A 25,465-nucleotide genomic window follows, 5' to 3' on the forward strand; every position below is an offset into this window, starting at 1 on the left:
GGTTCAGCCGCTGATCTGCTTGCGGGTGTCGCTCCCGCTGATCGCGATCTTGCGGGGCTTTGCCTGCTCGGCCACGGGGATCCGCAGCCGCAGCACGCCTGCCTCGTAGGCGGCGTCGATGCGCTCGGTGTCCAGGGTCTCGCCCAGGAAGAGCTGACGGCTGAAGGCTCCGGCGGGGCGCTCGGAGACCAGGACCTCGCTGTCCTCGCCCGCGCTCGGGCGGCGTTCGGCCTTGACGGTCAGCACGTTGCGCTCGACGTCCAGGTCGATCGATTCGGGGTCCACGCCGGGCAGGTCCAGTTCGACGACGAAGGTGTCCCCGTCGCGGAAGGCGTCCATCGGCAGGGCCGCCGGCCTCGCCGCGGTGCTCAGCACCTGCTGGGTGAGGCGGTCCAGCTCACGGAAGGGGTCCGTCCGCATGAGCATCATCACTCACTCCTCTCCTGAAGACGTGATGCGCATGACGACACCATCTATATACACCGCAGCAGTAAACTTGACAAGCCTCGACTCAGGTCCGCTGAACATGCTGGTCAGGGTCCTCGCAAAGGGGTACGGTCCGGCAGGCCGCGTGTGCCCGTTCAGCTCTGATCGAGCTCGGAGAGGTCCGCTGGGCTCAACCTCAGGGCGGCAGCGGCGATGTTCTCCTCCAGGTGAGCCGGGGATCCGGTGCCGGGAATGGGCAGGATGTTCGGCGACCGGGCGAGCAGCCAGGCGAGGGCGACCTGCGGGGCGGTCGCATCGTGGCGGGCGGCGACGGCGTCGAGGCGGTGGGCCGTGATCGGCTGGAAGCCCCCGACGGGGAAGAAGGGCACGTAGGCGATGCCCGCTTCCGCGCAGGCGTCGATGATCGGATCGTCGTCGCGCCGTGCCAGGTTGTAGAGGTTCTGGACGCAGGCGATGGGTGCGATCCCGCGGGCCTCGGCGAGCTCCGCCGCCGTGACGTTGGAGACCCCGAGATGGCGGATCAGACCCTCCTCGCGCAGGGCGAGGAGCGCTTCCAGGGGTCCGGCCAGAGAAGTCCCGGTCCGGTCCAGGTCACCCAGCCGCAGGTTGACCACGTCCAGCCGGTCCAGGCCGAGCGTGCGCAGGTTCGCCTCGACGGCACGGCGCAGATTGCCCGAGGTGAGACCGGTCTTCTCCGCATCGGGCAGGGCGATGTCGGAGCCCTCGACCAGGGCCCCCACCTTGGTCACGATCACCAGGTCGTCGGGGTAGGGGTGCAGGGCCTCACGGATCAGTCCGTTGGCCGCCACACCGTCACGCGCGTAGTAGTGCGAGGTGTCGATGTGGTTCACCCCGAGGTCCACGGCCCTGCGCAGGACGGCCAGAGCGGTTTCCCGGCTCGGCCGGTCACCCCGCGGCCAACCGGTCAGCTTCATCGTGCCGTACCCGATCCTCGCGACGCTCAAGTCGCCGCCCAGTTCCCATCGTTGCGTTGTCACGCGATTCACCCTAGGGGAGCGGCGCGGTCCTCATCCGGCTCCGCCCGCCGGGCGGCGGGGTGAATGCAGGGGCATCACGCACACGGACCCGGCGGTGCCGCGCACATGGATACGCCGCGCCACGGGAACGCCGACGAGGGGCCCGCTCCGCCGGTCGCCACGCGCCCGCCCTCGTGCCCCGAGTGAGTCGGCCATGAGTCAACCGGAGCTCTTCGGAGCCGGGTTGACGGCAGGCTGCGGGGTGTACGCGGTGCTCGGCGTGCAGGGCGGATGCGTGACCGGGCCGACCGGGCCGCGGTCGCGCGGCTGCACCCGGGGGACATCGACCCGTACCCAATGGGTCGCCGCGGCCGCCGGCGGACGCGGCGCGGACCGGGCCGGCGCCGCCGAACTGCTCCTGGCCCGCCTGATCCGCATCGAGGAGGACGGAAGGGCGTCGGTCGTCTCCGAGGGTGCGGGAGCCGACCGCGTGCCGGAGCCATTGGTACCGGCCGCCGTGCCGGCCACGCCGAGCCGAAGCCGCGGAGCCACTGGAAAGGGTCGTCGAGGACCTGTCGTGGGATCCGGGCGCCTTCTGACGAGGTGCTCGGCCGTACGGAGGGTCGCTCCGGCGAACCCCTGAGCGGCGGCGGACCCCTGCCACGGGGACCGCTCACCGCACTCGAGCCGCGACGGTGGAACCGTCCCGGATCTTCCGACCTCCCCATATGCGGGAGTGCCTGGGATTCCGCCCAGGACGCGAGGCTGGGAGATCCGTTGCCATCTCAGGACGACGTGGAGGAGTTCGCGGCGCTGCTGCGGCGCCTGAAGGCGCGCACGGACCGCAGTTACGGCGCCCTCGCGCGCCGGCTGAACATGAACGCCTCGACGCTGCACCGGTACTGCGCGGGGGAGGCCGTGCCGCTCGACTTCGCGCCCGTGGAGCGGTTCGCCGCGATGTGCGGGGCGAGCCCGGACGAACGGGTCGAGCTGCACCGGTGGTGGATCCTGGCGGTGGCGGCACGCCGGCGGTCCCGGACGGCAGGGGGCACGCCGTCATCGGCACCGCCATCGGCATCCCGGTCGGCGTCGGCGTCCGAGTCGGCCCAGGCGGCCGAGTCGGGGTCGGCGTCCGAGTCGGCCTCAGTATCCGCGTCGGCCTCGGCACCCGCCCCCGCGTCCGGGCCGGCACCGTCGTCACAGACCACTGAGCCGATCTCCGCGCCGTCCGTGCCGGCTCGTGAGCCGAACCCCATGCGGTCGGCGCAGGCACCTCCGCCGGTCCCCGCGCCGGATCCGGGCCGCCGCCCCCGCCCCTCATTCCGGCGGGCTCAAGTGCCGTCCACCGGCGGTCGAAAGCCCCGCAACAGGCAGCGGTTCGCCGTCACCGGTGCCGTCGTCACGGTGCTCCTCGCCACGTTGGGAAGCATGGCCGCCCTGTCCTCGGGGAACTCCGCGGGCGAGGACGGCGACCGGGCGTCCGGCCGTCCGACACCGGCGTCGGGAACGGACGCACGGCATGGCACCACGACGCCCTCCGCGTCCCCTTCGGCCGGGCGCGGCACAGTCTCCGCGACGCCCTCGTCCGGGGCGCCCGCCACGGGCAAGGGCTCGCCGGGTCCGTCGACCACGGCCCGCTCCGCCGTCGCCCCTCTCGCCTGGACCATGAACTCCCAGCTCTGGGAGTCCGGTTGCCATCACGACTACGTCATCGACAAGGCGCCCGAGCAGGTCCCGCCGCCCCCGGCCCCGCAGGACGCCTTCACCTGGGCTCGTACCCAGGGCGCGGTGCACGGCGGCCAGACCCTCGTGGACATCTCCGTGCAGGGGCGCACGGACACGGCTGTCGTCCTGGAGGCGCTGCGCGTCCGCGTCGTGGGACGGTCCGATCCGGTGAAGGGCACCGTCTACGCCACCGGGCAGGGCTGCGGCAGCGACATGGAACCCCGCTCGTTCGCCGTCGACCTGGACAAGGACCGGCCGATCGCCCGCCCGGTCGCGGGAAACGACCGGGGCACGAGCACGCCTCCGATGCGCATGCCGTACCGGGTGTCCGCGAAGGACCCCGAGGTGCTGCTGGTCGACGCCCGCACCGTCGGCTGCGACTGCCGCTGGTATCTGGAGCTCGACTGGTCCTCGCAGGGCCGCACCGGCACCGAGCGCATCGACGACCACGGCGTCCCGTTCCGGACGAGCGGCACCAAGGGCCTGCCCCGCTACTGGTACGCGCGCGGCGGCTGGACGCCCCTCACGGACTGAGCGGATCCACCGGCACCGGCCCGGCCGGTCGGCGGCCGGGGTGCGCCACGCGGCGTCGAGTGGCCGTGGCCCGCCCCGGCGGACGTCGCCCGCGGCGCGGGGGCCGCACCGGGACACGAAGTGACAACGCCTCGCGGGCGGCTCGTTTTTCGTCGTGTCGGGGGTACACGGGCGCCGAACCCACTGAGAACGGCGTCAGGAGTGCCATGCGTGTCAAGGTCGGATACTTCAAGGCCAGGTCACTCAGAAGACGCCTGCAGCGCTGCGCCCGGGAGGTGTTCGGCTGGGAGAGCCTGCGCCCGTCCCAACTCGAGGCCATGACGGCCGTGATGGAGGGCCGCGACACCATCGTCGTGATGCCGACGGGCGCGGGGAAGTCCGCCGTGTACCAGGTGCCGGGTGTGCTGCTGGAGGGGCCGACCGTCGTGGTCTCGCCCCTGATAGCGCTCCAGCGGGACCAGGTCGCCAACCTCGCCCGCATCGAGGGATCCGGCGCCTCGGCCGTCAACTCCGCGCAGCGTGCCCGTGACAACGAGGCCGTGTGGGAGCGCGTACGCGAAGGCAGTCTGGACTTCCTGTTCGTCTCGCCCGAGCAGCTCGCGAAGGACGAGGTGGTGGAGCAGATCGCCGCGGCCGCACCCGCGCTGATGGTGGTCGACGAGGCGCACTGCGTGTCCTCCTGGGGATACGACTTCCGGCCCGACTACCTGTCCCTCGGCCGTGTGCGCGAACGCATCGGCCGGCCTCCGCTCCTCGCCCTCACCGCCAGCGCGGCGGCCCCCGTGCGGGCGGACATCGTGGAGCGGCTCGGCATGCACGAACCGCGCGAGGTGGTCGCGGGGTTCGATCGCCGCAACATCACCCTGGAGGTGGTGCGGCACCGGGAGAACGCGGCGAAGCGCCGATGGGTGGTGGAACGGGCCGCGGCCGAGGCCAAACCGGGCATCGTGTACACGGGGACGCGGCGGGAGGCGGAGGAGTACGCGCAGGAGCTGTCGGCCCTGGGATTCGACAGCGCCGCCTACCACGCCGGCCTCCCGGCGGCCGAGCGCTCCCGGACGCACGACCGCTTCCGCGACGGTGAACTCGACGTGGTGGTCGCCACCTCCGCCTTCGGCATGGGCATCGACAAGCCGAACATCCGCTTCGTGCTGCACGCATCGGTGCCGGGTTCCCTCGACACCTACTACCAGGAGATCGGCCGGGCCGGACGTGACGGGCAGCCGTCGACGGCGATCCTCGCCTACCGGCCCGAGGATCTCGGAGTGCAGCGATTCCGTACGGGCGCCCAGCCCGACCCTGAGGTGCTGGGCGGGCTCATCGACGCGGTGCGCGAGCAGCGGGGGCCGGTCAAGGCGACCGCTCTGCGTGAACGCACCGGGCTGTCCCAGACCCCCCTGACATCGATGCTCCACCTGCTGGAGGAGGCCGGAGCCGTGGCGGCGGAGAAGCGCGGCGGCGTGCGTGCCGTGCCCGGTGCCCGGCGCGACGTCTGCGTCGGCGAGGCCGTGCGGATCGCCGCCGCCCGTGTCGACCTGGAGCGTTCCCGGGTGGAGATGATGCGGGCGTACGCGGAGACGAACGGCTGCCGTCGGCGCCACATGCTCGGCTACTTCGGCGAGAGTCTGGCGGACGGCGACTGCGCGGGCTGCGACACCTGCACCCGTGCGCAGGAGCTGAAGGAAGCCCCTGCCCGGACGGGAGACGTCCTCTCCGGTACCGGTCCCGATCCGCTGGAACCCGTGGCGGCCGCCGGCGCCTTCCCGCCCGGAATGCGGGTGGGGCACAGCACGTGGGGTGAGGGCGAGGTGATGCACGAGGAGGGGGACCGGATCACGGTTCTCTTCGAGAGCGTCGGCTATCGGACCCTGTCCCTCCCGGCGGTCCAGGAGCGAGGCCTGCTGACGCCGGTGCCGTCCGCCGCCACGGCGGGCTGACACACCTCGCCGTCGCCGGGCCCACCCGGCCCGGGTCCTTCGCCCGGCTCGCAGCCGCGCTGCGAGCGGGCTGGAGCAGGTTCGGACATCCCCGTACCGGCGGAGTTGGCCGCCACGCCTCCTCTACGAACCGTGTGGTTTGTTTTTAGGGTTCCCGGATGGCCCCGGCTGGTGCCGCTCGACCGGGGCGGAGGTTCGCCAACTATCACCGGCCATCTCTCGACAGCACTGTCTTCCCAGGTTGGACGGGTGTCGTGGCGCGGTTTGGCGGTTCTCCGCCCGAGATTCGTCCCTATTTATGCGACTTCGTCTGTTCGTTGCGCGAAGGTAAGTGGCCGATTTGAGACGGGGGAGGACTGGCTGGTGACGGCCTCCTGTTGACAAACCGACTGCGCTGTTTTTTTATCAAGTGGTCGGGTTGCAACGCGATCGGGTTGCGGCAGCGGAACCCTCGCAGGCCGGCCGTCGGGGTTGTCAGCGGAGCTGAGGTATGCCGGGTGCGCCGGGTGTGCCAGGTATGGGGGAGAGATCATGGACGTACAGGTGCTGGGCGCGTTGTCGGTGACGGAGAACGGGTTGCCCATAGCCCCGACGGCTCCCAAGCCGCGGCAGGTGCTGGCTCTGCTCGCACTGCACGCCGATCAGGTGGTCCCGGTGGCCTCGCTGACGGAGGAGTTGTGGGGGGCTGCTCCGCCGCGCAGCGCCCGTACCACCCTGCAGACGTACGTGCTGCACCTGCGCGAGCTGATCGCCCAGGCCCTGTCGGCGGGCGGGGAGCAGCGCCTGAGCGCGAAGGACGTCCTGGCGACCCTGCCGGGCGGCTACGCACTGCAGACGCGCGGCGGCAACGTGGACTACCGGGAGTTCGAGCGCCGGGCGGGTGCGGGCTACCGTGCGATGGACGGCGAGGACTACAGCGCGGCCGCCCGCCGGCTCGCGGACGCGCTGTCCCTGTGGAGCGGTCCCGCACTCGGCGACGTGCAGGCGGGCAGCCAGGTCGCCATGGAGGCCAAGCGTCTGGAGGAGAGCCGGCTCTGTGCGCTGGATCAGCGCATCGAGGCCGATCTGCGACTGGGCCGCCACCGCGAACTGCTGTCGGAGCTGACCGTCCTGGTGAGCCGGCATCGGATGCACGAGAGCCTGCACGGCCAGTTCATGCTCGCCCTGCACCGCTCCGGACGGCGCGGTGAGGCGCTCAGTGTCTATCAGCGCCTGCGCACCACGCTGGTCTCCGAACTGGGCCTTGAGCCCTCCGCGCAGCTGAGCCGGCTTCAGCGTTCGATCCTGATGGCGCAGCCGGAGGCGGTCCCCGCCGGTCATGCGGGTACCGGGAACGGGCGACTGGCCGCCCGGCTCGGCTGAACCCAGCCCCGCTCCCTCGGCTGCTCCCGCGATCCGGCCCCCGGCGTCACACACCGCCCCGACCCACCGCCCGTTCCCGGTTCGCCCGGAACGCGTACGGAGGCCGGGGCGGATGTGCGGCGCCGGGGGCGGTTCCGTCCGGCCGCGCGCTCGCCCGCCGGCGCAGGTGCCCTGCCGGTGCGGCTTTGCCGTCTCTTTACAACCCGGTCCGCCGCTGCCTCGTCTCTCCGCTCGATCTGTATCCAGCCCGCCGCCTCCGGACGGGCGAACGGAAGAAGGAGAGCGACTCATGCGCCGAACCGCCCTGGGAACCATGACACTTGCGTGCACCGCCGTACTGGCGGGCGCGATACCGGCGTTCGCCGACGGCGCGACCCCGAGCCCGGCCCCCACCGCCCCCACGGCACGCCCGACGGACGCCGCCACGCCCACACCCGGTGCCCCGGCTCCGAGCGCGGTGCCGACCCGGGCCCCGGCCCCGAGCGCGGAGCCGACCCGCGCCCCGGCAACGGGGCAGGTCGGCCGCATTCCGAAGGGAGCGCCCGACACGGGTGTGGCGTCCTCGTCCGACGGCACCGGAAACGGGGGAGCGGTCGTCGGCGGCGGTGCCGCGGCCGCGGCCGCCCTGGGCGGAGGGATGGTTCTCGTGCTGCGCCGCCGCCGGACCACCCGGGGATGACCCCACTCGCCAGACGGGCCTTCACCGCTGCCGTACTGGGCTCGCTGCTCGTGGGCTGTGGCGGCGAGGACGGCCCGACCGGACCCGCGCGTCCCCGTGGACATCCACGGCAGCCGTCGTCCGATGCCGGCGCGAACACACCGCAGCCCCTTGGGCGTTCGGTCCCGGTCACACTGCGGATCCCGGCCATCTCGGTGGACACACCCGTCGTACGGCTGGGTCTCGCCCCGGACGGCCGTGTGCAGGTACCGCCCGTCACGGCACACGACCGAGCGGGCTGGTACCGGCACTCGCCGACGCCGGGGCAGGTCGGGCCGTCGGTGATCCTCGGCCATGTGACGGTCGGCGCGCACGGGGACGGCGTCTTTCGCCACCTGGACCGACTGCGGCCGGGCGATGCGATCACCGCCGTCCTGGAGAACGGCACCGCCGCGAGGTTCGCCGTGAGATCCGTGCGGACGGTCGCCAAGGCCGAGTTCCCGGCGCAGGACGTCTACGGCGACGTGGACCGCCCCGAGTTGCGTCTCATCACGTGCGGCGGCCCCCGGACCGGCGACGGCTACCGCGACAACGTCATCGTCTTCGCCGCGCTGAGCGGAGCCACCCCCTGAGACCGGCAGGAAAGGAGCTCTTCCGCCGCACGGACAATCCCTGACTCCACCGAAGGATCCCGGGCGGACGGAACGTACGCCGTCCGCCCGGACTCCTTCCTCACGACACCGCGCGACGCCCGCGCGGCCCCGACCATGGAGAGCGTTGAAACGGTCCCGCGACACGGCAGCGTCCGAGCTGTTCGCTGCCCTCTACCCGCGACTGGCCGGCTGGTGCCGCCGGCTGGTCGACGACGACGGCACGGCCCACGAGATCGCCTCCGAGGCCTTCACCCGCCTCTGGGCCCGCTGGACGTCCGTGGAGGAACCGCGCGGCTTCCTCTACGTGACCGCGGCCAACCTCGTCCGCGACCACTGGCGCAAGGCCGAGCGGGAACGCAGAGCCGTGCGGCGCGTCACGACCGAGGCCGTGATCCGTCCGCACAGCGAACAGAGCGACCCTTCCGTACGGCTGCTCGTACAGTCGCTGCCGGAACGCCTGCGCGTCCCGATCCTGCTGCACTACTACGCGGACATGTCCATCCGGGAGGTGTCCGTGCTGACCGGACGCAAGGAAGGAACCATCAAGGCCGACCTGCACGCGGCCCGCGAACTGCTCCGTGCCCACCTGGGGAGAAGCCTTGATCACACGTCATGACGACGGCGCAGAACCGGAGTTCGAGCCGGACGACCCGCTCGCCGTCCTTCTGCGGCCCTCTCCCGACTATCTGAGCCCGCCCCCCGGACGGTTCGAGGCGATCCGCCGCGGCGCCTCCCGCCGCAAGCTGCGGCGCACCGCCGTAGGCGTCGGCCTGTCCTGTGCGGTCGCGGGCGTCGCAGCCGTCGTGGTGCTGCCGCTGGGCACGACCGCCTCGCAACGGCACGAGTCCCCGACGGTCCCGCTCGCCCCTCCGCCCGCGAGCAGCCCCGCGGCCGTCCCGTCCCCGGAGACCTCACGCGGCCCGGCCGACCCCACTCCGAGTGACGGCGGGCGGACCGGTGCGGCTCCCACCCGCGGCCCCTCGGCCGTGCCCACACCGACCGCCCGGCCGACCGCCAGGCCGACCCCCGCACCCTCCTCGGCCACACCGTCCAGGGGTCTGCCCCGAGCACGGGCCACGCCCACGTCCGCCGACCCGCCGTGAACCGTCCCCGGATCCCTACGAAGATCATCCGTCGGCTGCTGTTCGTCGCCGCGACTCCTGGCCGTAGCCGCACGTTGCGGCGCCGGCTACAGCCTTCTCGACGGCATCGGCCGCCGTGGCCGGATGCGTCGAGCCGACCGACGAAAGGCACCGACCGTGCGCTTTCCCTCCCCGTCGTACGCCCGTGGGACCACGCTGGCCGTGGCGACGGCGCTGCTGTCGTCACTCGCGGCCGCGGCACCCGCCCACGCCGTGAGCTACGGGACGCCGACCATCAGACTCTCCTCCGCGTACCTGTCCGGAGCGGTCGGGGCCACGGCCGATCCGACCGTCGCCGTGACCGTCGCGCAGAGCGGGGCCGACGCCTCCGCCCTGACCGTGACCGCGTCGAAGACCACCAAGTCGTCCGTCGCGGGCACCGGCGACATCGCCGTCACGGGGACCGGCGGCACGCGCACGCTCGGCGTCACCGCGCACGCCCAGGGGTACACCGACCTCACTCTCAAGGTCACCGGCCTCGGCGGGAAGACCGCGACGACCACACTCCACTACGCCGCCTCGCCGGCCGTCCAGCACTCCGCGGACGCCCGCTACCTGACCGGCGCGAGCGACGCCTCGGCCGTGGTGGACGTCGGCGGAGGCCACCTGCTCGTCGCCAACGACGAGGACAACACCCTGCGGCTCTACAACGGGGCCGTCTCCGGAGCTCCGTTGAAGACCTGGAGCCTCGACTCCGCACTCGACGCGGACAAGGAGGCCGACATCGAGGGCGGCACCCTGGTCGGCAACACCGTCTACTGGACGGGTTCCCTCGGCAACAACAAGGACGGCGAGTACCGGGCCGACCGGAACACGGTCTTCACCACGACGCTCTCCGGGTCCGGCGCCACCACGTCGCTGACCTTCGGCAGCGCGTACCACGGCCTCCGTGACGATCTGGTGGCGTGGGACGAGGACAACGGGGACCGCTTCGGCTTCGCGGACGGCACCGCCGACGGATCGGTGCCCAAGGCGGTCGACGGCTTCAACGTGGAGGGCCTGGAGTTCGCGCCGGGCAGCACCACCACCGCCTACGTCGGCTTCCGCGCGCCGGTGGTGCCCCCGCAGTCCGACGGCAACGCCCTGATCGTGCCGGTCACCAACTTCGACAAGGTGGTCAAGGGCAGCGGGGCGGTCTTCGGCACGCCCATCCAGCTGGACCTGGACGGCCTGTCGATCCGTGACATCCGGCGCAACGCGCTGAACCAGTACCTCATCCTGGCGGGTTCCTGGGCGGCGGACGACAACAGCGACCCGTACGCGCTCTACTCCTGGGACGGAGTGACCGGGCACCGGCCGGTGAAGGTGCTGGACCTGCCGACGTCGGACGCGGGCGGCTGGGAGGCCATCGCGGCCGTGCCGGACCTCGCGCAGCCCGGCGCGCGCGTCCAACTGGTCACCGACGACGGGGACGCCGACTTGTACGGGGACGGCGCCGCCGCCAAGGACCTCGGCCACCCGGAGTGGCAGAAGTCCCGCAGCACCTGGTTCACCCTGGGCTGAGAACGACGGGCCGCCCCCTGGCCGCGCGGCTCCCGTGCCGTGCGGCTCGTTCCCCTGTTCCGCGGGTCCGGAGCGACCGGGAGTGCCGGCCCGGACGGCATGGCGGGAACGGCACCGGATCCCCCGGAGCGCTCCGCGGCCCGCACACCGGCCCCTCCCGGCCGCCGGGCGGCAAGTGCCTCGCCGAACCTTGACTGCGTACTCTTGGTCGGTGATCGATCACGGGATCGCCCTGCCCCACTACCGTCTCCATGTCGTGCCCGCGGTCGTGGCGCTCGCCAGCCCGGCATGGCAGCGAGAGGTATGGCTCGACCCGGATCGGTTCGAGGACCTCGACCACGTCGTGCACGTGCTCTTCGACGACTTCTGCGACGCCGACGACCCGATGCCCTGGCTGGGACAGTCCCTGTGCAGCGAGGAGGAAGTCGAGCTGATGGCACGCCTCGGCGCCGCCTACAGTGCGGTACAGGACTCGGTCGGTCCCGCTGCCCGCGACGAGGCCTACCTGGACTCACCCGGATGGTCGGCCGTACTCGCCACGGCCGCCCGGCTGGCCCAGGTCCTGGTGTCCAACGATCACGCGGCGCTCACAGGACTGCACGACGCCGGCTCCCGCCGGGTCGGCACCGAGCCGGTCGAGCCCGCGACGGAAGACCGGCCCGCCGGTCCCTGACCGCATCCGCCGGGCCGGGGCCGCAACGGTGTCCGTAACGTGGAGGACGTACGCGCGCGTCACCCGCCCGGGATCACGAGCCCCGACTCGTACGCCACCACCACCGCTTGGGCCCTGCTGTCCAGGTCCAGCTTGGTCATCGTGCGGTTCAGGTGGGTCTTGACGGTCGCCTCGCTGATGCAGAGGAGGTCGGCGATCTCCGGGTTGGACAGGCCCCGTGCGATCAGCCCGAGGACCTCCAGTTCGCGGGAGGTCAACCCGTCCAGATCGGCGGGCCGTTCGCACGCGGTCCGGCGGGCGTACGCCTCGACCAGGCGGCGGGTGACGCTGGGCGCGAAGAGCGCGTCCCCACCGGCGACGGCGACCACCGCGGCGAGCAGCCGTTCCGGACCGGAGTCCTTGAGCAGGAATCCGGAGGCCCCGGCACGCAGCGCCCCGTACACGTACTCGTCGAGGTCGAAGGTGGTCAGCACCAGGACTCGGGGCGGGGGTTCGGAAGCCTGCGCGAGGATGCGTTCGGTGGCCTCGATGCCGTTCATGCCGGGCATCCGGACGTCCATCAGGATCACGTCGGGGGCCGTCTCGGCGGCCAGCGCCACGGCCTCCGAGCCGTCGCTCGCCTCGCCGACCACCTCGATGCCGGGTGCGGCGCGCAGCAGGCCCACCAGCCCGGCACGGATGAGGAACTGGTCGTCCACGACGAGCACGTTGGTCATGTGGTGGCGCCGTCCCCCCGCCCTGCCGTGCGCGCGGAGGTGGGCAGGACCAGCCGTACGGCGAAGCCCCCCTGCTCCCGCGGGCCGATGCTGATCTGCCCGCCGTAGAGCTTGGCCCGCTCGCGCATGCCAAGCAAGCCGTGCCCGCCGTCGCTCCGTACTCTGTCCGGATTCACCCCCTCTCCGTCGTCCGTGACCGAAACCGTCACCTGGTGCGGCTCGTACCTCAGCCGTACCTCCGCCTGCGCGCCGGGCGCGTGCTTCAGCACGTTGGTGAGTGCTTCCTGCACCACTCGGTAGGCGCACAGCTCCACGCCGGGGGCGAGCGGCCGCGGCGTGCCCTCGACGGTGACGGCGACCGGGACTCCGCCGGCGCGGACGCGTTCGGCCGTCTCCTGGAGGCGGGCCAGGCCGGGCATCGGGCCGGCCGGGGCGCCGCCGTCGTCCCCGGCGCGCAGCACCATGAGCATGCGGCGCAGCTCTTCGAGGGCCTCCTTGCCGGTGGCGTCGATGGTGTCGAGTGCGCTGCGGGCGGTCCGGCGGTCGGTGTCGAAGACGAACCGGGCGAGACCGGTGTGCACGGAGATGACGGTCATGTGGTGGGCGACCACATCGTGCAGTTCGCGGGCGATCCGGCCGCGTTCCTCGGCCACCTCGCCACGGGCCCGCTCGGCCTGTTCCCGGCGCAGCTGCCGGGTCAGCTCGGCGGAGCGGCGGGCGACCACACCGAACCGCCACAGCACCGCCGGATAGACCACGGCCTGCCCGACCACGGAGGGCCAGGAGACCGTGTCACTCAGCGCGCCCGCGTAGATCCACACCCCGCCCATCAGCGCGGCGCAGGGGACCGAGACGCGTGGCGCCCGCAGGGAGGCGACGGTGTACACGGCGAGCATGGGTCCGAAGCTGCACACCACGGGCCAGTAGCCGGCGGTGATGTACGCCAGCAAGGTCGCGTGGACGAGGCAGCAGACCAGGACCGGGGCCCGGCCGCGGAGCACCAGGGGCAGATGGACCAGAATCACCAGCGCATAGGCGGCCGCATCGAGCGGCCTCTGCCCCTGACGCGCGGCCTCCGGTCCCAGCAGCAGGGCCACGCCGGTCAGCGCCGCAGCGATCAGCGCGTCGACTGCCAGGGGGCGGATCCGCATCGCAGCAGCGTAGGGCAGCGCCCATCGGACGGTCGTCAAACCCTCGCGGTACCGCGGAAGTTGCAGGAACCGGGCGGCTACGGCACTGGTCTGCGCGGAAGTTCAACCCCTCATGGGACGCGCGTCGCACCGGACGGACCGTACGTTCTGTCATCACGGGGTGCCGGAGGACCACCGGCACCGCGTCCGTCCCGTCACCGTCGACGGCATCGTCGGCCCGCACACCTGGCGTGCGCCGCGGTCCGCGGGACAGAGCGTCTTGCCCGCCCGCGAGCGGGTGGCTCCGCGCGACACCGGTGGACGTCCCGATCACGACGAGCATCAGGAGAAGACCATGACCATCACCCGTAAATTCGCCGGGGCGGTCTCCGCCCTGTCCCTGGCGACGCTGGGCGCGCTGGGGACCCCGGGCGTGGCCCAAGCGGTCACCACGGCCCCCGCCCGGGTCGCGGCGGACTACTGCTCGGAAGGCTGGAGCCAGAACCACCCCACCCTTCGGTGGGGCAGTACCGGAAATGCCGTACGCCACGCCCAGTGCAAGCTCGGCAAGTGGGGTCGCCCCGTCGCGATCGACGGCATCTTCGGCCGGGACACCTACAACGCGACCGTCGCGCTCCAGCGAGAGTGCGGCATCGACGACGATGGCATCATCGGCACCCAGACGTGGCGCTGCATCGACTGACACGGCGTGAGCCGGCGACGCGGCACGCCGGCCTTCGCGAAGCGGCCCATCACTCCCGAGCGGGGTGAGGCACGCTCAACCGCCTTCGATGCAACGTGAGTTGACCCAAGTGGGGGTGAGCACTCCAGGGGTGTCGCCCGGCCGTCCGCGGCCGGGCGGGCCCGCTCCGCGGCACGGGGGTACGCGGCGCGGGCCCGCCCGCCGATCACGGGCCGAAACGGCCGCCCCGCCGCCCTTGGGCACGAGCACCGCGGCAGGCCCTCATCGGCGGCGCAGCGAGCGGCCACCCCGGACGTCGCCGTCGGGCGGGCGATGTCAGCGGACAAGCCGGGCCCCGGAACGGCCGCGGGCCTACCGGCCCGGCGCAGGCGTGCGACGCGAGTCCCCGAGGTGTTCCCCTCCGGCCGTGGAGGACCTCTCCAGGAGCGTGAACGACTTGGGTGCTCCGCCCGGCTGCGGTTTGCCGGCCTTGCGTCCGACCACCCGATAGCCGGCTTCGAGGTAGTAGGCGGTGAGGCGGAGGTTGTCCGACAGGCAGTCCAGGCGCACCAAGGGCCGGCCCGCCTCGGCAACGCGGTGTTCGGCGGCGCGCAACAGCCGCCGTCCCGTCCCCGGCGGCACCCTGCCGTGGGCCACCATGAGCCGGTGCACATAGCCCGCCGTGGGCGGCTGTGGTCCCCAGGCGTCCTCGTCCTCCCACCACAGCTCCCAGGCCCCGACGAGACGGCCGGCGGTCTCCGCGAGCCACACCTCGCCGTTCCCGATGACCCGGCGGAAGTGGTCCGCGTCCAGTTCACCGGGCTGCCACTGACCGGTGACGCCCCGGGCGAGCATCCAGCGGGCCGCGTCGTCGCGCAGCCGCACGAGGGCATCCGAGTCCGTGTCGTCGGCGAGACGGAAGCGAAGATCGTTCACCGCGCGATCTTCGCACAGAGGTTCGTCGATCTCACGGGCCGGCAGGCGCCCGGGTGGGGCAAGGAACGCGCTGATCCGCTGTCCCTGTCGCACGAGCCCGCCGACTGGAGGGAGCCGAGGCCCCCGCCGTTCCCCGGCAGCGGCGTGCACTCCCGCTCACCAGGTGTTCCGGGGTCGGGGCTCGGGCTTCACTCCGTACCGGTGGTCCTGCCCTGCGTCGCGACCAGCAGCCGTGCCTCCGCCCTGTGCAGCAGCGTGTCCAGCACGACCGGATAGGCACTGCGGTTCATCCGGTCCGCCAGCAGGTGTGCGGTGGCGGCGATGTGCGGGTGGGTCGCGGCGGGCAGCCGGGCATAGGTGGAGGTCCACATGTCCTCGTCCGCTTCCCGGACCTCGTCCTTGATGGTCAGCGCGCCTGCGTCCAGAGCGGCGAAGGCCAGGGCCAGGTCGATGAACGCGTGGTAGATGCCGACGGCGTCCGCGTCCCCGAAGCCCGCGGTGCGGAGGATGCCGAGGATCGTCTCGTCCACCTCGATCTCCCGCGGGCGGCCGGTGACGCGGCTGGCGGTCAGCACGGCGGCCTGCGGGTGGGCCAGGTAGGAGGAGTGGATGGCCAGACCCAGGGCGTGCAGGTCGGAACGCCACGTCCCGGTGGCTGTCCAGCTGTCGAGGGCCCGCCCCATCAGCTCCTCGCCGATGGCCCGGGTGAGGCCGTCGAGGCCCGCGAAGTAGCGGTAGAGGGTGCTCGGGTCGGCCCCGAGGGCGGCGCCCAGCCGGCGCGCGGTCAGACCGGCGCTTCCGTGCTCGCGCAGGATGCGCAGCGCCGTCTGCACGATCAGCTTCTCCGACACCACGGTGCCCTGGCGGGTGGGCCGTCGCCTGCGCCGTTCCGCTTCCTGGACCACCTTCTTGGGCATCGTCTTCTCCCCGGGAACGCCTTATGCCAACGCCGTAGACCTTAGCCGCGGGGATCGTGTTGCATCGAGTCGTCCCCGGGTGCTCGCCGGGACCGTCTCGACGAAAGTGGTGTGTGACATGCGTGTACTTCTCGTGGGTGCGGGCGGCGTCGGAACCGCCGTCACCCGGATCGCGGCGCGCCGCGACTTCCTGACCCACATGGCCGTCGCCGACTACGACGTGACCCGCGCCGAGGCGGCCGTGGCTGCGCTCGGCGACCGGCAGGGCCGGTTCAGCGCGCACCGCCTGGACGCCTCCGACGAGGCGGCGGTGCGCCGGTTCCTCGAGGAGGAGCGCTGCGACGTGCTGCTGAACGCGACCGACCCGCGCTTCGTGATGCCCCTGTTCGACGCGGCTCTCGCCGCGGGTGTGCACTATGTCGACATGGCGATGTCGTTGTCCGCGCCGCACCCGACCGCCCCCTACGAGGAGTGCGGGGTGAAACTCGGCGACGAGCAGTTCGCCCTGGCGGAGGCCTGGGCGGACGCCGACCGGCTGGCTCTGGTCGGCATGGGTGTGGAGCCCGGCCTGTCGGACGTGTTCGCCCGGTACGCGGCCGACGAACTCTTCGACGAGATCGACGAACTCGGCGTCCGTGACGGCGCGAACCTCACCGTGGAGGGCTACGACTTCGCTCCCTCCTTCAGTATCTGGACCACCATCGAGGAGTGCCTGAATCCGCCCGTCGTCTACGAGAAGGGCCGGGGCTGGTTCACCACGGCGCCGTTCAGCGAGCCGGAGGTGTTCGACTTCCCGGAGGGCATCGGCCCGGTGGAGTGCGTGAACGTCGAGCACGAGGAGGTGCTCCTCATGCCCCGCTGGGTGGACGCCCGCCGCGTGACGTTCAAGTACGGCCTCGGCGACGACTTCATCGCCAAGCTGAAGACCCTCCACGCCCTGGGACTCGACTCCACGGCCAAGGTCACCGTCCCGGGCGCGGACGGGCCGGTCCAGGTCTCGCCGCGGGACGTGGTGGCCGCGTGTCTGCCCGACCCGGCCACACTGGGCGACCGGATGAAGGGCAAGACCTGCGCGGGCACCTGGGTCAAGGGGACCAAGGACGGGGTGGCACGCGAGGTGTACCTCTACCACGTCGTCGACAACGAATGGACGATGCGGGAGTACGGCTCCCAGGCCGTCGTCTGGCAGACCGCGCTCAACCCGGTGATCGCACTCGAATTGATCGCCGGTGGCCAGTGGAAGGCCCGGGGCGTCCTCGGGCCCGAGGCGCTGCCGCCGCGCCCGTTCCTCGACCTGCTCGGCGCCTACGGGTCTCCGTGGGGGCTGCGCGAGGAGCGCTGACGCAGGCGCTTGGGGTCGCGGTGCTCAGAAGACGACCCGGGCCGCCTTGAGGGCCGCCGCGGCCTCCCCGTCGCCCTCGACCAGCAGCTCACCCCGCGTGGGCCGCCCCGAGACGTGGCGGGCGAAGTCCAAGGCATCGGCGCGCAGGGTGGCCACGGGTGGACCGCTGCCGAGCCGGTAGCGCCCGCCGGCCGGGCCCGAAAGGTCGAGCAGGCAGGACGGGCCGGTCCAGCCCAGCGCCAGATCCAGCACCACCTGGCGCATGATCTCGCTGTCGTGGCCGTCCAGGGACGGTTCGGCACCGGTGGCGTCGCTGATGTCGATGCGGTGCATCCAGGTGTCGCGGGCGATGAGGACGCTGTTGAGGTACTCCATGGTGTCCTCGGGGAGTGCCTTCGCCTCCGGGAAGATCATGCTCGTACGGATCCGGCGCAGCACCGGAGCAGGCATGCGGCCCAGTGAGTGCACGCCCTTCGGGGCGATGCGGGCGAAGTCCGCGACCAGACGCTCCTCCGAGGCCCCTTGGCGATCTTCGATCTGGCTCTCGTTGTGTCCGTCGAGCGGACCCATACCGGGGTGCGTGCGGCGGGCCCGCCGCACGCGCGTGATCATGAGCCAGGGCTTGGGCAGCTCCTCGAACTGGCCGACCTCGTGGGCGACCATGTCCCGGACGGTCCAGCCGGTGCACGCGGTCGGCCTCGACCACGCCTCGGCGTCCAGCGCGTTCATCGTCGCCAGCGAGGCTCGAATCTCCGCCTCGTTGACCGTGCGCGCCCGGGCTGCCGAAGTCCGGGGTATGTCCTTGGCGGCGACAGCGGTGGGCGTTGCCATACGGCACCTCCTCGGCCCCCTGGATCCAGGCTACGAGGCACCTCCGCCGACGGCATGCGCACGGCGGCAGGGACCGGGCGTTGTGAGCGCCGGGACGGCGCCGCCCGGGTCAGAACTCCGTGGTCGCGGCGCCCAGTTGTCGGAGGTCGCGCGGGCGTTGGGAAGTACGGCCGTCGCGAAGGCACAGGGGTCAGCTCATGATCTCCGCCAGGACCGAGGCGGTTGGCATGCCATTTCCCCGTCGACCGGAACTGGTCCAGACCTTGACGCGGGCATGCGGCGCTCGTACGTTCATGTGGGCGCCCGCTGTTCATGTACCAGAACCTCTCTGTTCCGAACCGACGGGAAGGTCACCCCCACATGCGTATGCGACGCACGCTCTTCCTGCCCCTGCTCGCCGCGACCGCCGGCTCGATGACGCTCGCCGCCCCCTCGGCCGAGGCGGCGCAGGTCATCGAGGTCACCACTGCGGCCCAGCTGAAATCGGCGCTCACCTCGGCGTCCCCCGGAGACACCATCCACCTCGCGGACGGCACGTACACGGGCAACTTCAAGACCACTCTCGACGGCGGTCCGGCGTCCAGGATCACGCTCACCGGCTCGGCGCGGGCCGTCCTGGCGGCGAGCGGGGGGTACGGCCTGCATCTCAACGGAGCCTCGTACTGGACCGTCCGTGGCGTCACCGTCACCGGAGGCCAGAAGGGCATCATGGTCGACTCGGCGCAGGGCGTCGTCGTCGACACGGTCACCGTCCACGACCTCGACATGGAGGGCGTGCACTTCCGCAACTCCAGCACGGACGGCGTGATCAGGAACTCGACGATCTACGACACCGGCAACGACGGCCGCGGAATGGGGGAGGGCGTCTATGTCGGCACGGCGGGCGGAACCGCCGACCGCAGCGACCGCATCCAGATCACCGGCAACACCATCGGTCCGGACGTGGGCGGAGAGAACGTCGACATCAAGGAGGGGACGACCGGCGCACGCATCACGGGCAACGTCTTCGACGGCAGCGGTCTCACCGGCGCCAACTACGACGACTCCTGGGTCGACGTGAAGGGCAACGACGTGGTCGTGGAGAACAACAGGGGCACGTCCACGACGAACAACGGCTACGAGACCCACACCCAGCAGCCCGGCTGGGGCTGCGGCACGGTGTTCCGGGGCAACACCTCGAACCTGGCCGGCGCGACGGGCGACAAACAACTGGCGATCAACGTGACCAATCTCAGCGCCGGTTGCCGGACGACGGTGTACGCGTCGAACACGGTGACCGGAGGGAGGGGCCTCACCAACATCACGGTCACGCCCTGAGAGGGATCGCGCATCGGCCGGAGGATCTGCTCACCCCGTCGCCGGGCCGAGCCGGGCCGGTTCCCTTCCGGCTCGGTTCGCCCCGGCGGCCGTTCGGGCGCGGTACCGGGACCCCTCGAACCGCCGATCGGGTCCCGTGCCGCCGGCCTCCGGCCGCGCTCACCCCACGACCCACGCATCCGCCGCGACCGGAACTCGGACGCGTGCCTACGGCGTGCCGGGAAGCCGGACCGTGACGAGCAGACCGCCGGCCGGGCGGGCGACGAGGCCGAGGGTCCCGTCGTGGGCGCGGACGATGCTGTGCACGATCGCCAGACCGAGGCCGATGCCGGCGTGTTCGTCCGTACGCGCGCGTTCCGTTCCGCGCTGGAAGGGCTCGGTGAGGGTCGGCACCAGGTCCGGTGAGAGCCGGCGGCCCGTGTTCTCGACCCGCAGCACGACGGTGTCGCCGTCCGCTTCGGTGTGGACCGTCACGGTGCCGCCGACGGGGAGGTTGTGGACGATGGCGTTCTGGACGAGGTTGGTCACCATCCGCGGCAGGAGTTCCGCGGAGCCGCGGGTGCGGGCGGCCCCGCCGGTGACGTCGAGCGTGATCCCACGCCGTTCGGCCAGGGGCAGGAGGATCTCGGCCGCCTCTTCGGCGAGGAGGGAGAGGTCGACACTTTCGCGGGCGAAGCCTCCGCCGTCGCCGCGGCTGAGCAGCAGAAGGGCCTCGGTGAGATCGATCGCCCGCGCGTTGACGGCCTGCAGGCGCTCGATGAGTTCGCCCCGGTCCCTGGTGGGGTCCTGGCGGGCGACGTCGAGGAGGGTCCGCGAGATCGCCAGCGGGGTGCGCAGTTCGTGGGAGGCGTTCGCGGCGAACCTCTGCTGCTCGGCGACGTGGGACTCGAGCTGTTCGAGCATCGAGTCGAACGCGTCGGAGAGCTCACGGATTTCGTCCTGGCGGCCCTTCATGCGGATCCGATGGGACAGCGAACCGTTCCCGACCATCCGCGCCGCGTCCGTCACCTGCGTGAGGGGCGCGAGCATCCGGCCGGCGAGGATCCATCCCCCCAGGAGGCCGAACGCGAGGAGGAAGCCCAGCGCGGTGGCCGCGGCGGGGGTGAAGCCGCGCAGGAGGTCGGCGCGGCTGGGCCCGACGATGATCACGGCGCCGTAGGTCTCCTGCAGGGACCGGGGGTCGCCGGTCGGCAGCCAGCGCAGCACGAACACCCACATGACGGCCAGCAGGAGAACGCCGGCGACGAAGAGGAATCCCGCGTAGCTGAGGGTGAGTGCGAGCCGGGCGCTGTGCCCGGGGCGCCTCTTCACGAGTGCCCGCCGGGCCGGGTGGCAGCAGGGCCGGTGTTGATGCGGTAGCCGACGCCGGGGACGGTGGCGATGATCCACGGTTCACCCAGCCGTTTGCGCAGGGCGGAGACGGTGATGCGCACAGCGTTGGTGAAAGGGTCGGCGTTCTCGTCCCACGCCCGCTCCAGCAGCTCCTCGGCGCTGACGACCCCGCCCTCGGCGGCGACGAGGACGTCCAGCACGGCGAACTGCTTGCGGGTGAGGGCGACGTAGTGCCCGTCGCGGAAGACTTCTCGGCGGAAGGGATCGAGCCGCAGACCCGCGATCTCGCGCACCGGCGGCCGCGCGTACGCGCGTCTGCGGTCGAGCGCTCTCAGCCGCAGGACGAGCTCCCGCAGGTCGAACGGTTTGGTGAGGTAGTCGTCGGCGCCGAGCCCGAACCCGGAGGCCTTGTCGTCGATCCGGTCGGCGGCGGTGAGCATGAGGATCGGGATGCCGCTGCCGGAGGCGACGATGCGCCGTGCGACCTCGTCACCGGAGGGGCCGGGGATGTCGCGGTCGAGGACCGCGAGGTCGTAGGAGTTGACGGCGAGCAGTTCCAGGGCCGAGTCGCCGTCGCCGGCGATGTCCGCGGCGATCGCCTCCAGCCGCAGACCGTCACGGACGGCCTCGGCCAGGTAGGGCTCGTCCTCCACGATCAGTACGCGCATGGCGGAAGCCTAAGCAGCGCACCGTATCGCCGTCGTATGCGCGGGCGGGCGCACCCGTGCGACTCAGCCCGCCGGGACCGGCGCGGGGTGCGGCTGCGCCGTCGCCCGCCACCGTCGGCGCGACGCCAGCGCGGCCAGTACGGCGCCCGCGGTGTTGACCAGCACGTCGTCCACGGAGGACACCCGGTCCAGCCGCAGGACGTACTGCGCGCTCTCGACCAGGACCGAGCAGCCCGCTCCGAGGGCCATGATCCGCCACACCGAGGCCAGGGCCGCGAACCGCATCGGAGCGAAGAACCCCAGCGCCGCGAAGACCAACAGGTTGCCGACGATCCCGAGGGCCCCCATCGTGACCAGGTCCCGCAGCGGTACGAGGCTCACCCGGGCCGGTGCCGTGCCGGCGTCGCCGCCCGGCATCATGGTCAGCCATACGAACGGCACCGTCCCGTGGACCATGCCCACCTCGGCCACCGACATCCGCCACGCCCCCGCGGTGCCGGCGGCACGCCGGCGGTGTGCCAGCGCCCACGCGACGAGCACGGCCGGCGGCACCGTGACCAGCGTCATGAGCACCACGCCGTTGAACGTGTCGAAGCAGCCGTGCCACCGCCCGGCCATGCACATGGGAGCGGACATCATGAGCGGGCGCCGCACCACGTACGCGGCACTCACTCCGCCGAGGACCGCCAGGCCGAGAAGCATGATCCGCCGCGTGCGGCGGGACGGTGCGGACGAGGATGCGTCGTGGGTCATGACCCCATTGCAGACCGGGGGCCGTTGCGGTGGCGTATGCGCTTTTCGATACGCCCGCGACACACGGCGTCCGCTGCCACCAGGCGGTCCTCGCACGCTTGAGCAACTCCACGATCCGGAAAACGAGTTGAGTGTTATCGTCGCGCGCATGCCTGCACTGATCACACCCACCGGGCGGCTCCACGCCTCATGGCTCGGGGCGCGTGACGAGTGGCCCCCGGGCGCCCACCAGGACGGGACCGGTCTGCGACTCGCGCCGGGCGCAGACCTCACCGATCCCCGGTCCTTCTCCGCGTGGGTCGAGGAGCTGAAGCGGCAGTCGGACATGTCGGCCGTCCTGGGGGAGGGGCGCGTCCACGCCACCCACTGGTGGATCGTGGAGGACGACCGGTATCTGGGCGCCATCGACCTGCGGCACTACCTGAACGCCTTCCTGCTCGACGCAGGCGGCCACATCGGTTACAGCATCCGGCCCTCCGCCCGCAGGCGAGGCCTGGCGACCTGGGCCCTCGGGTCGGTGCTGCCCGACGCCCGCGCGCTCAGTCTGGACAGGGTCCTCGTCACCTGCGACGAGGACAACGTGGGATCGGCGCGCAGTATCGAGGCCAACGGGGGTGTTCTGGAGGATGTCCGCGCCACCGACGGCGGCGGCAAGCGGCGTTACTGGATCACTCTCTAGAGCCGTGGGGACTCTGCCGGCGGACGGCCACGGTCCCTCCCCCCTTGCCCGCGCCCGGGTCGCAGGGAGCCCCTTGCTGCCGACCGGGGTGTTCATGAAAGTCTGTTCTGTGACAGAACAGCGGCCGTTGTCCTAGGGGCGGAGAAGATGACCAGCACACCGCAGCGGCCGATTCGCGCGGCGCGGCCGGACGCGGCCGGTACGGCGCCCGCTGTCGACGAGGATCTACGGGCGCTGTTCGGTGAGTCGACGGCCCTCTTCGCGTCGATGGCCGGGCCCGCCCATCTCCTGGAAGCGGCGAACGCGGCGTTCTTCACCGCCATCGGCCGTGGCGACCGCCCCCGTACCGGGCTGCCGATCGGGGAGCTGATGCCCGAGCTGGCCGACCAGGGCTTCATCGCGCTGCTGGACCGCGTGTACCGCACCGGCGTGCCCTACACCGGCCGCGACGCCCGAGTGCTGCTGGGGACGGGTCCGCAGGCCCGGGAGGCGTTCTTCGACTTCACCTACGAGCCGCGCCGGGACACCGGCGGCAACGTCATCGGCGTACGGATGATCGGGGTGGAGACCACCCAGGCCAAGCACGCCCAGCGGCTGACCGCCGAGCACCGCGCTCTGCTGGAGCAGATCGCCCGCCAGGCGCCTCTGGAGGAGGTCCTGGAGGGCATGGCGAACGTCATCGAGACGCTGTCTCCCGGCGTTCTGGTGTCGGTCCTGCTCGCCGACGCCGACGGCCGCCATCTGCGGCACGGCACCGCCCCGAGCCTGCCGGACTTCTACAACCAGGCCATCGACGGCATCGCGACCGGTGAGGGCGTCGGCTCCTGCGGGACCGCCGCGCACCGCCGGCAGAAGGTCATCGTCTCCGACATCGCCACTGACCCGTTCTGGGACGACTTCCGCGACCTGGCCGACCGGGCCCGTGTCGCCGCCTGCTGGTCCACCCCGATCCTCGCCAGCGACGGACGGCTGCTGGGCACGTTCGCGATGTACCACCGCACCCCGCGCGCGCCCAGTGAAGCCGACCTCGCGCTCGCCGGCGTCTTCGCAGGCACCGCGGCGCTGGCCATCGAGCGCCACCACGCCGAGCGGGCCCGGCTGGCCGCCGAGACCCGGGAGAAGGCCGCCCGGGACGACCTCGCGTTCCTGCTGCGGGCCAGTACCGCGCTGAGCGCGGACCTCGACCACACCCAGACCCTGCAGCGGCTGGCCACCCTGTGCGTGCCGGCGCTGGCGCCGCTGTGCGCGGTCGACATCGTCGAGGCCGGCCGAGTGCGCCGGATCGCCACGGCGGCGCCCACCGAGCGCGAGCGGCAACTGCTGGCCTCACACATCCCGGTGTACGACGCCGACGACGACGCCGTCGCCCGCGTCCTGGCCACGTCCCTGACCGAGGTCGCGCGCCGCACTCCCACGGGTCCCGGCCCCTGGCCCGACCTGGACGTCACCGGCTATCTGTGCATTCCGCTGACCGACCGGGGGCAGACCTTCGGCGCCCTGACCCTGCTCAGCACCGGCGACCAGGCCTTCGACGGGCACGCCGTGGCGCTGGCCGAGGAGGTCGCGCGGCGCGCCGCCACCGCCGCGCACAACGCGCGCCAGTACAACCAGCGCGTCACCCTCGCCCGTGACCTGCAGGCCGGTCTCCTCCTCCCCGAGCTGCCCGCGCTGCCCGGTGCGGAACTGGCCACCTACTACCATCCCGCGGGTGAGGGGCTGGAGATCGGCGGGGACTTCTACGACGTCTTCCCCCTCGGGGACGGACGCTGGGCCTTCATGCTCGGGGACGTCTGCGGCCGTGGGGCGCTCGCCGCCACCACCACCGCGCTCGTCCGCCACACCGCCCGCGCGGTCGCTCCGCTGCTGCCCGACCCGCAGGCGGTCGTCCAGGCGGTCAACCGTGCCCTGACCAACCGGCACGGCAGTCACGGCACCGGTTTCGTCACCCTCGTCTACGGCCATTTCAGGCCCTCGGGTGACGGGCTGGACATCGAGTACGTCCGTGCGGGCCACACGCTTCCGCTGCACCTCACGGCGGCCGGTGCCCACCTGGTCGAGAGCGAGGGCTGCCTGCTCGGCGCACTGGCCGACCCCCGCCTGTCCACCCGGGGCCTCCATCTCGCCCACGGCGAGAGCCTGGTCCTCTACACCGACGGCATCACCGAGGCACGCGACGCCACGGGGGAGCAGTTCGGCGAGGACCGTCTCCTCCGGGCCGTCACGCCGGGACCGCACCGCGCCCCCGCCGTCCTCGACACCCTCACCCGGGCGGTCCACGCCTTCAGCGACGACCGCACCATCGACGACGACCAGGCCGCCCTCGTCCTGACCGTGACCGGCCCCGCTGCCACGGACGTCCGGGCCGCCCCGCGGACCGTGCGCTGACGGTGTGCCGCGCCGCCGGCCCGGGCAGCGGCGGAAGCGACCGCGCCCACGACTGCTCGGAGCCGGCCGGGCCGGCCGGTGTCCGCGACGCGGTGATGCCGGCGAGGAACTCTGTTCGGTCGTCGTGACCGCGCAGGGGACGCCGACCGTGCCTCCCGACGCGGCG

The 25,465-nt window shown here is 72.3% G+C and carries 25 protein-coding genes and 1 pseudogene; 15 read left to right on the forward strand and 11 right to left on the reverse strand.

All coding sequences use genetic code 11. From position 1 onward, the window contains the following. Nucleotides 1-3: 3 nt before the first annotated feature. Both ACZ4NT_RS28315 and ACZ4NT_RS28320 read right to left on the reverse strand, forming a co-directional pair. The gene (locus ACZ4NT_RS28315; RefSeq protein ID WP_121409473.1) at nucleotides 4-426 is read right to left on the reverse strand and encodes an Hsp20/alpha crystallin family protein; all 423 of its coding nucleotides are present in this window, start codon (nucleotides 424-426) and stop codon (nucleotides 4-6) included. A 155-nt stretch (nucleotides 427-581) separates the two neighbouring features. After that, the gene (locus tag ACZ4NT_RS28320; RefSeq protein ID WP_121408990.1) at nucleotides 582-1,445 is read right to left on the reverse strand and encodes an oxidoreductase; all 864 of its coding nucleotides are present in this window, start codon (nucleotides 1,443-1,445) and stop codon (nucleotides 582-584) included. Nucleotides 1,446-1,781: 336 nt separating this feature from the next. Here ACZ4NT_RS28320 and ACZ4NT_RS28325 point away from each other — a divergent pair. After that, a pseudogene (locus ACZ4NT_RS28325) lies at nucleotides 1,782-2,357 on the forward strand (helix-turn-helix domain-containing protein); the annotation flags it as partial. Here ACZ4NT_RS28325 and ACZ4NT_RS28330 read toward each other — a convergent pair. Further along, the gene (locus tag ACZ4NT_RS28330; protein ID WP_467728236.1) at nucleotides 2,273-2,680 is read right to left on the reverse strand and encodes a hypothetical protein; all 408 of its coding nucleotides are present in this window, start codon (nucleotides 2,678-2,680) and stop codon (nucleotides 2,273-2,275) included. The pseudogene ACZ4NT_RS28325 and the gene ACZ4NT_RS28330 sit on opposite strands and share 85 nt — an antisense overlap. 172 nt (nucleotides 2,681-2,852) lie before the next feature. On the opposite strand from ACZ4NT_RS28330, the gene ACZ4NT_RS28335 reads away from it, so the two are divergent. From ACZ4NT_RS28335 to ACZ4NT_RS28375, 9 genes are all read left to right on the forward strand, one after another. Further along, complete coding sequence (locus ACZ4NT_RS28335) at nucleotides 2,853-3,683, forward strand: hypothetical protein (protein WP_467728237.1); 831 nt, start codon at nucleotides 2,853-2,855, stop codon at nucleotides 3,681-3,683. Nucleotides 3,684-3,889: 206 nt separating this feature from the next. After that, entirely contained in the window at nucleotides 3,890-5,620 is a 1,731-nt protein-coding gene (locus tag ACZ4NT_RS28340) for a RecQ family ATP-dependent DNA helicase (protein WP_467728158.1), read from the forward strand. A 531-nt stretch (nucleotides 5,621-6,151) separates the two neighbouring features. Then, nucleotides 6,152-6,982, forward strand: a complete 831-nt coding sequence (locus ACZ4NT_RS28345) for an AfsR/SARP family transcriptional regulator (RefSeq protein ID WP_467728159.1) — start codon at nucleotides 6,152-6,154, stop codon at nucleotides 6,980-6,982. Between the two features lie 289 nt (nucleotides 6,983-7,271). Beyond that, a complete protein-coding gene (locus ACZ4NT_RS28350; protein ID WP_467728160.1) occupies nucleotides 7,272-7,661 on the forward strand; it encodes a sortase-dependent protein in 390 nt (129 codons plus the stop codon). Continuing rightward, nucleotides 7,658-8,272 carry a class F sortase gene (locus ACZ4NT_RS28355; protein ID WP_121408985.1) on the forward strand — a complete coding sequence of 205 codons (615 nt, stop codon included), beginning with the start codon at nucleotides 7,658-7,660 and terminating at the stop codon, nucleotides 8,270-8,272. The genes ACZ4NT_RS28350 and ACZ4NT_RS28355 overlap by 4 nt, the downstream gene beginning before the upstream one ends. A gap of 145 nt (nucleotides 8,273-8,417) precedes the next feature. Further along, nucleotides 8,418-8,909 carry an RNA polymerase sigma factor gene (locus ACZ4NT_RS28360; RefSeq protein WP_121408984.1) on the forward strand — a complete coding sequence of 164 codons (492 nt, stop codon included), beginning with the start codon at nucleotides 8,418-8,420 and terminating at the stop codon, nucleotides 8,907-8,909. Further along, on the forward strand, nucleotides 8,893-9,396 hold the full coding sequence (locus tag ACZ4NT_RS28365) for a hypothetical protein (RefSeq protein ID WP_121408983.1): 504 nt from the start codon (nucleotides 8,893-8,895) through the stop codon (nucleotides 9,394-9,396). Before ACZ4NT_RS28360 ends, ACZ4NT_RS28365 begins: the two co-directional genes overlap by 17 nt. A 156-nt stretch (nucleotides 9,397-9,552) precedes the next feature. Next, a complete protein-coding gene (locus ACZ4NT_RS28370; RefSeq protein ID WP_467728161.1) occupies nucleotides 9,553-10,938 on the forward strand; it encodes a hypothetical protein in 1,386 nt (461 codons plus the stop codon). A gap of 211 nt (nucleotides 10,939-11,149) precedes the next feature. After that, complete coding sequence (locus ACZ4NT_RS28375; protein WP_467728162.1) at nucleotides 11,150-11,611, forward strand: SCO4402 family protein; 462 nt, start codon at nucleotides 11,150-11,152, stop codon at nucleotides 11,609-11,611. Nucleotides 11,612-11,670: 59 nt separating this feature from the next. On the opposite strand, the gene ACZ4NT_RS28380 is transcribed toward ACZ4NT_RS28375, so the two are convergent. Both ACZ4NT_RS28380 and ACZ4NT_RS28385 read right to left on the reverse strand, forming a co-directional pair. Further along, nucleotides 11,671-12,327, reverse strand: coding sequence for a response regulator transcription factor (locus tag ACZ4NT_RS28380; RefSeq protein WP_121408981.1), 657 nt, complete (start codon nucleotides 12,325-12,327; stop codon nucleotides 11,671-11,673). Further along, nucleotides 12,324-13,478 (reverse strand): sensor histidine kinase, encoded by a 1,155-nt coding sequence (locus tag ACZ4NT_RS28385; protein ID WP_467728163.1) that lies wholly within the window; start codon nucleotides 13,476-13,478, stop codon nucleotides 12,324-12,326. Before ACZ4NT_RS28385 ends, ACZ4NT_RS28380 begins: the two co-directional genes overlap by 4 nt. A gap of 160 nt (nucleotides 13,479-13,638) precedes the next feature. On the opposite strand from ACZ4NT_RS28385, the gene ACZ4NT_RS28390 reads away from it, so the two are divergent. Continuing rightward, the gene (locus ACZ4NT_RS28390) at nucleotides 13,639-14,160 is read left to right on the forward strand and encodes a peptidoglycan-binding domain-containing protein (RefSeq protein ID WP_467728164.1); all 522 of its coding nucleotides are present in this window, start codon (nucleotides 13,639-13,641) and stop codon (nucleotides 14,158-14,160) included. Between the two features lie 351 nt (nucleotides 14,161-14,511). Here ACZ4NT_RS28390 and ACZ4NT_RS28395 read toward each other — a convergent pair whose 3' ends face one another. Both ACZ4NT_RS28395 and ACZ4NT_RS28400 read right to left on the reverse strand, forming a co-directional pair. Beyond that, a complete protein-coding gene (locus ACZ4NT_RS28395; RefSeq protein ID WP_467728165.1) occupies nucleotides 14,512-15,075 on the reverse strand; it encodes a GNAT family N-acetyltransferase in 564 nt (187 codons plus the stop codon). Between the two features lie 188 nt (nucleotides 15,076-15,263). Further along, nucleotides 15,264-15,992 carry a TetR/AcrR family transcriptional regulator gene (locus tag ACZ4NT_RS28400; RefSeq protein WP_467728166.1) on the reverse strand — a complete coding sequence of 243 codons (729 nt, stop codon included), beginning with the start codon at nucleotides 15,990-15,992 and terminating at the stop codon, nucleotides 15,264-15,266. Nucleotides 15,993-16,110: 118 nt separating this feature from the next. Here ACZ4NT_RS28400 and ACZ4NT_RS28405 point away from each other — a divergent pair, with 118 nt between their 5' ends. Next, on the forward strand, nucleotides 16,111-17,334 hold the full coding sequence (locus tag ACZ4NT_RS28405) for a saccharopine dehydrogenase C-terminal domain-containing protein (protein ID WP_121408976.1): 1,224 nt from the start codon (nucleotides 16,111-16,113) through the stop codon (nucleotides 17,332-17,334). Nucleotides 17,335-17,358: 24 nt separating this feature from the next. Here ACZ4NT_RS28405 and ACZ4NT_RS28410 read toward each other — a convergent pair whose 3' ends face one another. After that, nucleotides 17,359-18,165: a maleylpyruvate isomerase family mycothiol-dependent enzyme gene (locus tag ACZ4NT_RS28410; protein WP_467728167.1), complete on the reverse strand. Its 807-nt coding sequence runs from the start codon at nucleotides 18,163-18,165 to the stop codon at nucleotides 17,359-17,361. Nucleotides 18,166-18,525: 360 nt separating this feature from the next. Here ACZ4NT_RS28410 and ACZ4NT_RS28415 point away from each other — a divergent pair, with 360 nt between their 5' ends. Beyond that, nucleotides 18,526-19,482, forward strand: a complete 957-nt coding sequence (locus ACZ4NT_RS28415) for a right-handed parallel beta-helix repeat-containing protein (protein WP_467728168.1) — start codon at nucleotides 18,526-18,528, stop codon at nucleotides 19,480-19,482. A gap of 207 nt (nucleotides 19,483-19,689) precedes the next feature. Here the strand turns inward: ACZ4NT_RS28415 and ACZ4NT_RS28420 are convergent, their stop codons facing one another. The 3 genes from ACZ4NT_RS28420 to ACZ4NT_RS28430 form a co-directional block, all read right to left on the reverse strand. Continuing rightward, nucleotides 19,690-20,793, reverse strand: a complete 1,104-nt coding sequence (locus ACZ4NT_RS28420; RefSeq protein ID WP_467728169.1) for a sensor histidine kinase — start codon at nucleotides 20,791-20,793, stop codon at nucleotides 19,690-19,692. Then, nucleotides 20,790-21,482 carry a response regulator transcription factor gene (locus ACZ4NT_RS28425; protein ID WP_467728170.1) on the reverse strand — a complete coding sequence of 231 codons (693 nt, stop codon included), beginning with the start codon at nucleotides 21,480-21,482 and terminating at the stop codon, nucleotides 20,790-20,792. The genes ACZ4NT_RS28420 and ACZ4NT_RS28425 overlap by 4 nt, the downstream gene beginning before the upstream one ends. 63 nt (nucleotides 21,483-21,545) lie before the next feature. Next, the gene (locus tag ACZ4NT_RS28430; protein ID WP_467728171.1) at nucleotides 21,546-22,235 is read right to left on the reverse strand and encodes a VanZ family protein; all 690 of its coding nucleotides are present in this window, start codon (nucleotides 22,233-22,235) and stop codon (nucleotides 21,546-21,548) included. A gap of 148 nt (nucleotides 22,236-22,383) precedes the next feature. On the opposite strand from ACZ4NT_RS28430, the gene ACZ4NT_RS28435 reads away from it, so the two are divergent. Both ACZ4NT_RS28435 and ACZ4NT_RS28440 read left to right on the forward strand, forming a co-directional pair. Continuing rightward, complete coding sequence (locus tag ACZ4NT_RS28435; RefSeq protein ID WP_467728172.1) at nucleotides 22,384-22,914, forward strand: GNAT family N-acetyltransferase; 531 nt, start codon at nucleotides 22,384-22,386, stop codon at nucleotides 22,912-22,914. 147 nt (nucleotides 22,915-23,061) lie between these two features. Further along, nucleotides 23,062-25,299: a SpoIIE family protein phosphatase gene (locus ACZ4NT_RS28440; protein ID WP_467728173.1), complete on the forward strand. Its 2,238-nt coding sequence runs from the start codon at nucleotides 23,062-23,064 to the stop codon at nucleotides 25,297-25,299. The last annotated feature ends 166 nt before the right edge of the window (nucleotides 25,300-25,465 follow it).

This window comes from Streptomyces sp. NPDC026417 (assembly GCF_055567695.1).

Bases quoted from the DNA above. Each gene is read 5' to 3' on its own strand.
- ACZ4NT_RS28315 (WP_121409473.1), bottom strand. From the start codon at position 426: ATGCTCATGCGGACGGACCCCTTCCGTGAGCTGGACCGCCTCACCCAG.
- ACZ4NT_RS28330 (WP_467728236.1), bottom strand. From the start codon at position 2,680: ATGGGGTTCGGCTCACGAGCCGGCACGGACGGCGCGGAGATCGGCTCA.
- ACZ4NT_RS28335 (WP_467728237.1), top strand. From the start codon at position 2,853: ATGGCCGCCCTGTCCTCGGGGAACTCCGCGGGCGAGGACGGCGACCGG.
- ACZ4NT_RS28340 (WP_467728158.1), top strand. From the start codon at position 3,890: ATGCGTGTCAAGGTCGGATACTTCAAGGCCAGGTCACTCAGAAGACGC.
- ACZ4NT_RS28345 (WP_467728159.1), top strand. From the start codon at position 6,152: ATGGACGTACAGGTGCTGGGCGCGTTGTCGGTGACGGAGAACGGGTTG.
- ACZ4NT_RS28350 (WP_467728160.1), top strand. From the start codon at position 7,272: ATGCGCCGAACCGCCCTGGGAACCATGACACTTGCGTGCACCGCCGTA.
- ACZ4NT_RS28355 (WP_121408985.1), top strand. From the start codon at position 7,658: ATGACCCCACTCGCCAGACGGGCCTTCACCGCTGCCGTACTGGGCTCG.
- ACZ4NT_RS28380 (WP_121408981.1), bottom strand. From the start codon at position 12,327: ATGACCAACGTGCTCGTCGTGGACGACCAGTTCCTCATCCGTGCCGGG.
- ACZ4NT_RS28385 (WP_467728163.1), bottom strand. From the start codon at position 13,478: ATGCGGATCCGCCCCCTGGCAGTCGACGCGCTGATCGCTGCGGCGCTG.
- ACZ4NT_RS28400 (WP_467728166.1), bottom strand. From the start codon at position 15,992: ATGCCCAAGAAGGTGGTCCAGGAAGCGGAACGGCGCAGGCGACGGCCC.
- ACZ4NT_RS28405 (WP_121408976.1), top strand. From the start codon at position 16,111: ATGCGTGTACTTCTCGTGGGTGCGGGCGGCGTCGGAACCGCCGTCACC.
- ACZ4NT_RS28410 (WP_467728167.1), bottom strand. From the start codon at position 18,165: ATGGCAACGCCCACCGCTGTCGCCGCCAAGGACATACCCCGGACTTCG.
- ACZ4NT_RS28415 (WP_467728168.1), top strand. From the start codon at position 18,526: ATGCGTATGCGACGCACGCTCTTCCTGCCCCTGCTCGCCGCGACCGCC.
- ACZ4NT_RS28425 (WP_467728170.1), bottom strand. From the start codon at position 21,482: ATGCGCGTACTGATCGTGGAGGACGAGCCCTACCTGGCCGAGGCCGTC.
- ACZ4NT_RS28430 (WP_467728171.1), bottom strand. From the start codon at position 22,235: ATGACCCACGACGCATCCTCGTCCGCACCGTCCCGCCGCACGCGGCGG.
- ACZ4NT_RS28435 (WP_467728172.1), top strand. From the start codon at position 22,384: ATGCCTGCACTGATCACACCCACCGGGCGGCTCCACGCCTCATGGCTC.
- ACZ4NT_RS28440 (WP_467728173.1), top strand. From the start codon at position 23,062: ATGACCAGCACACCGCAGCGGCCGATTCGCGCGGCGCGGCCGGACGCG.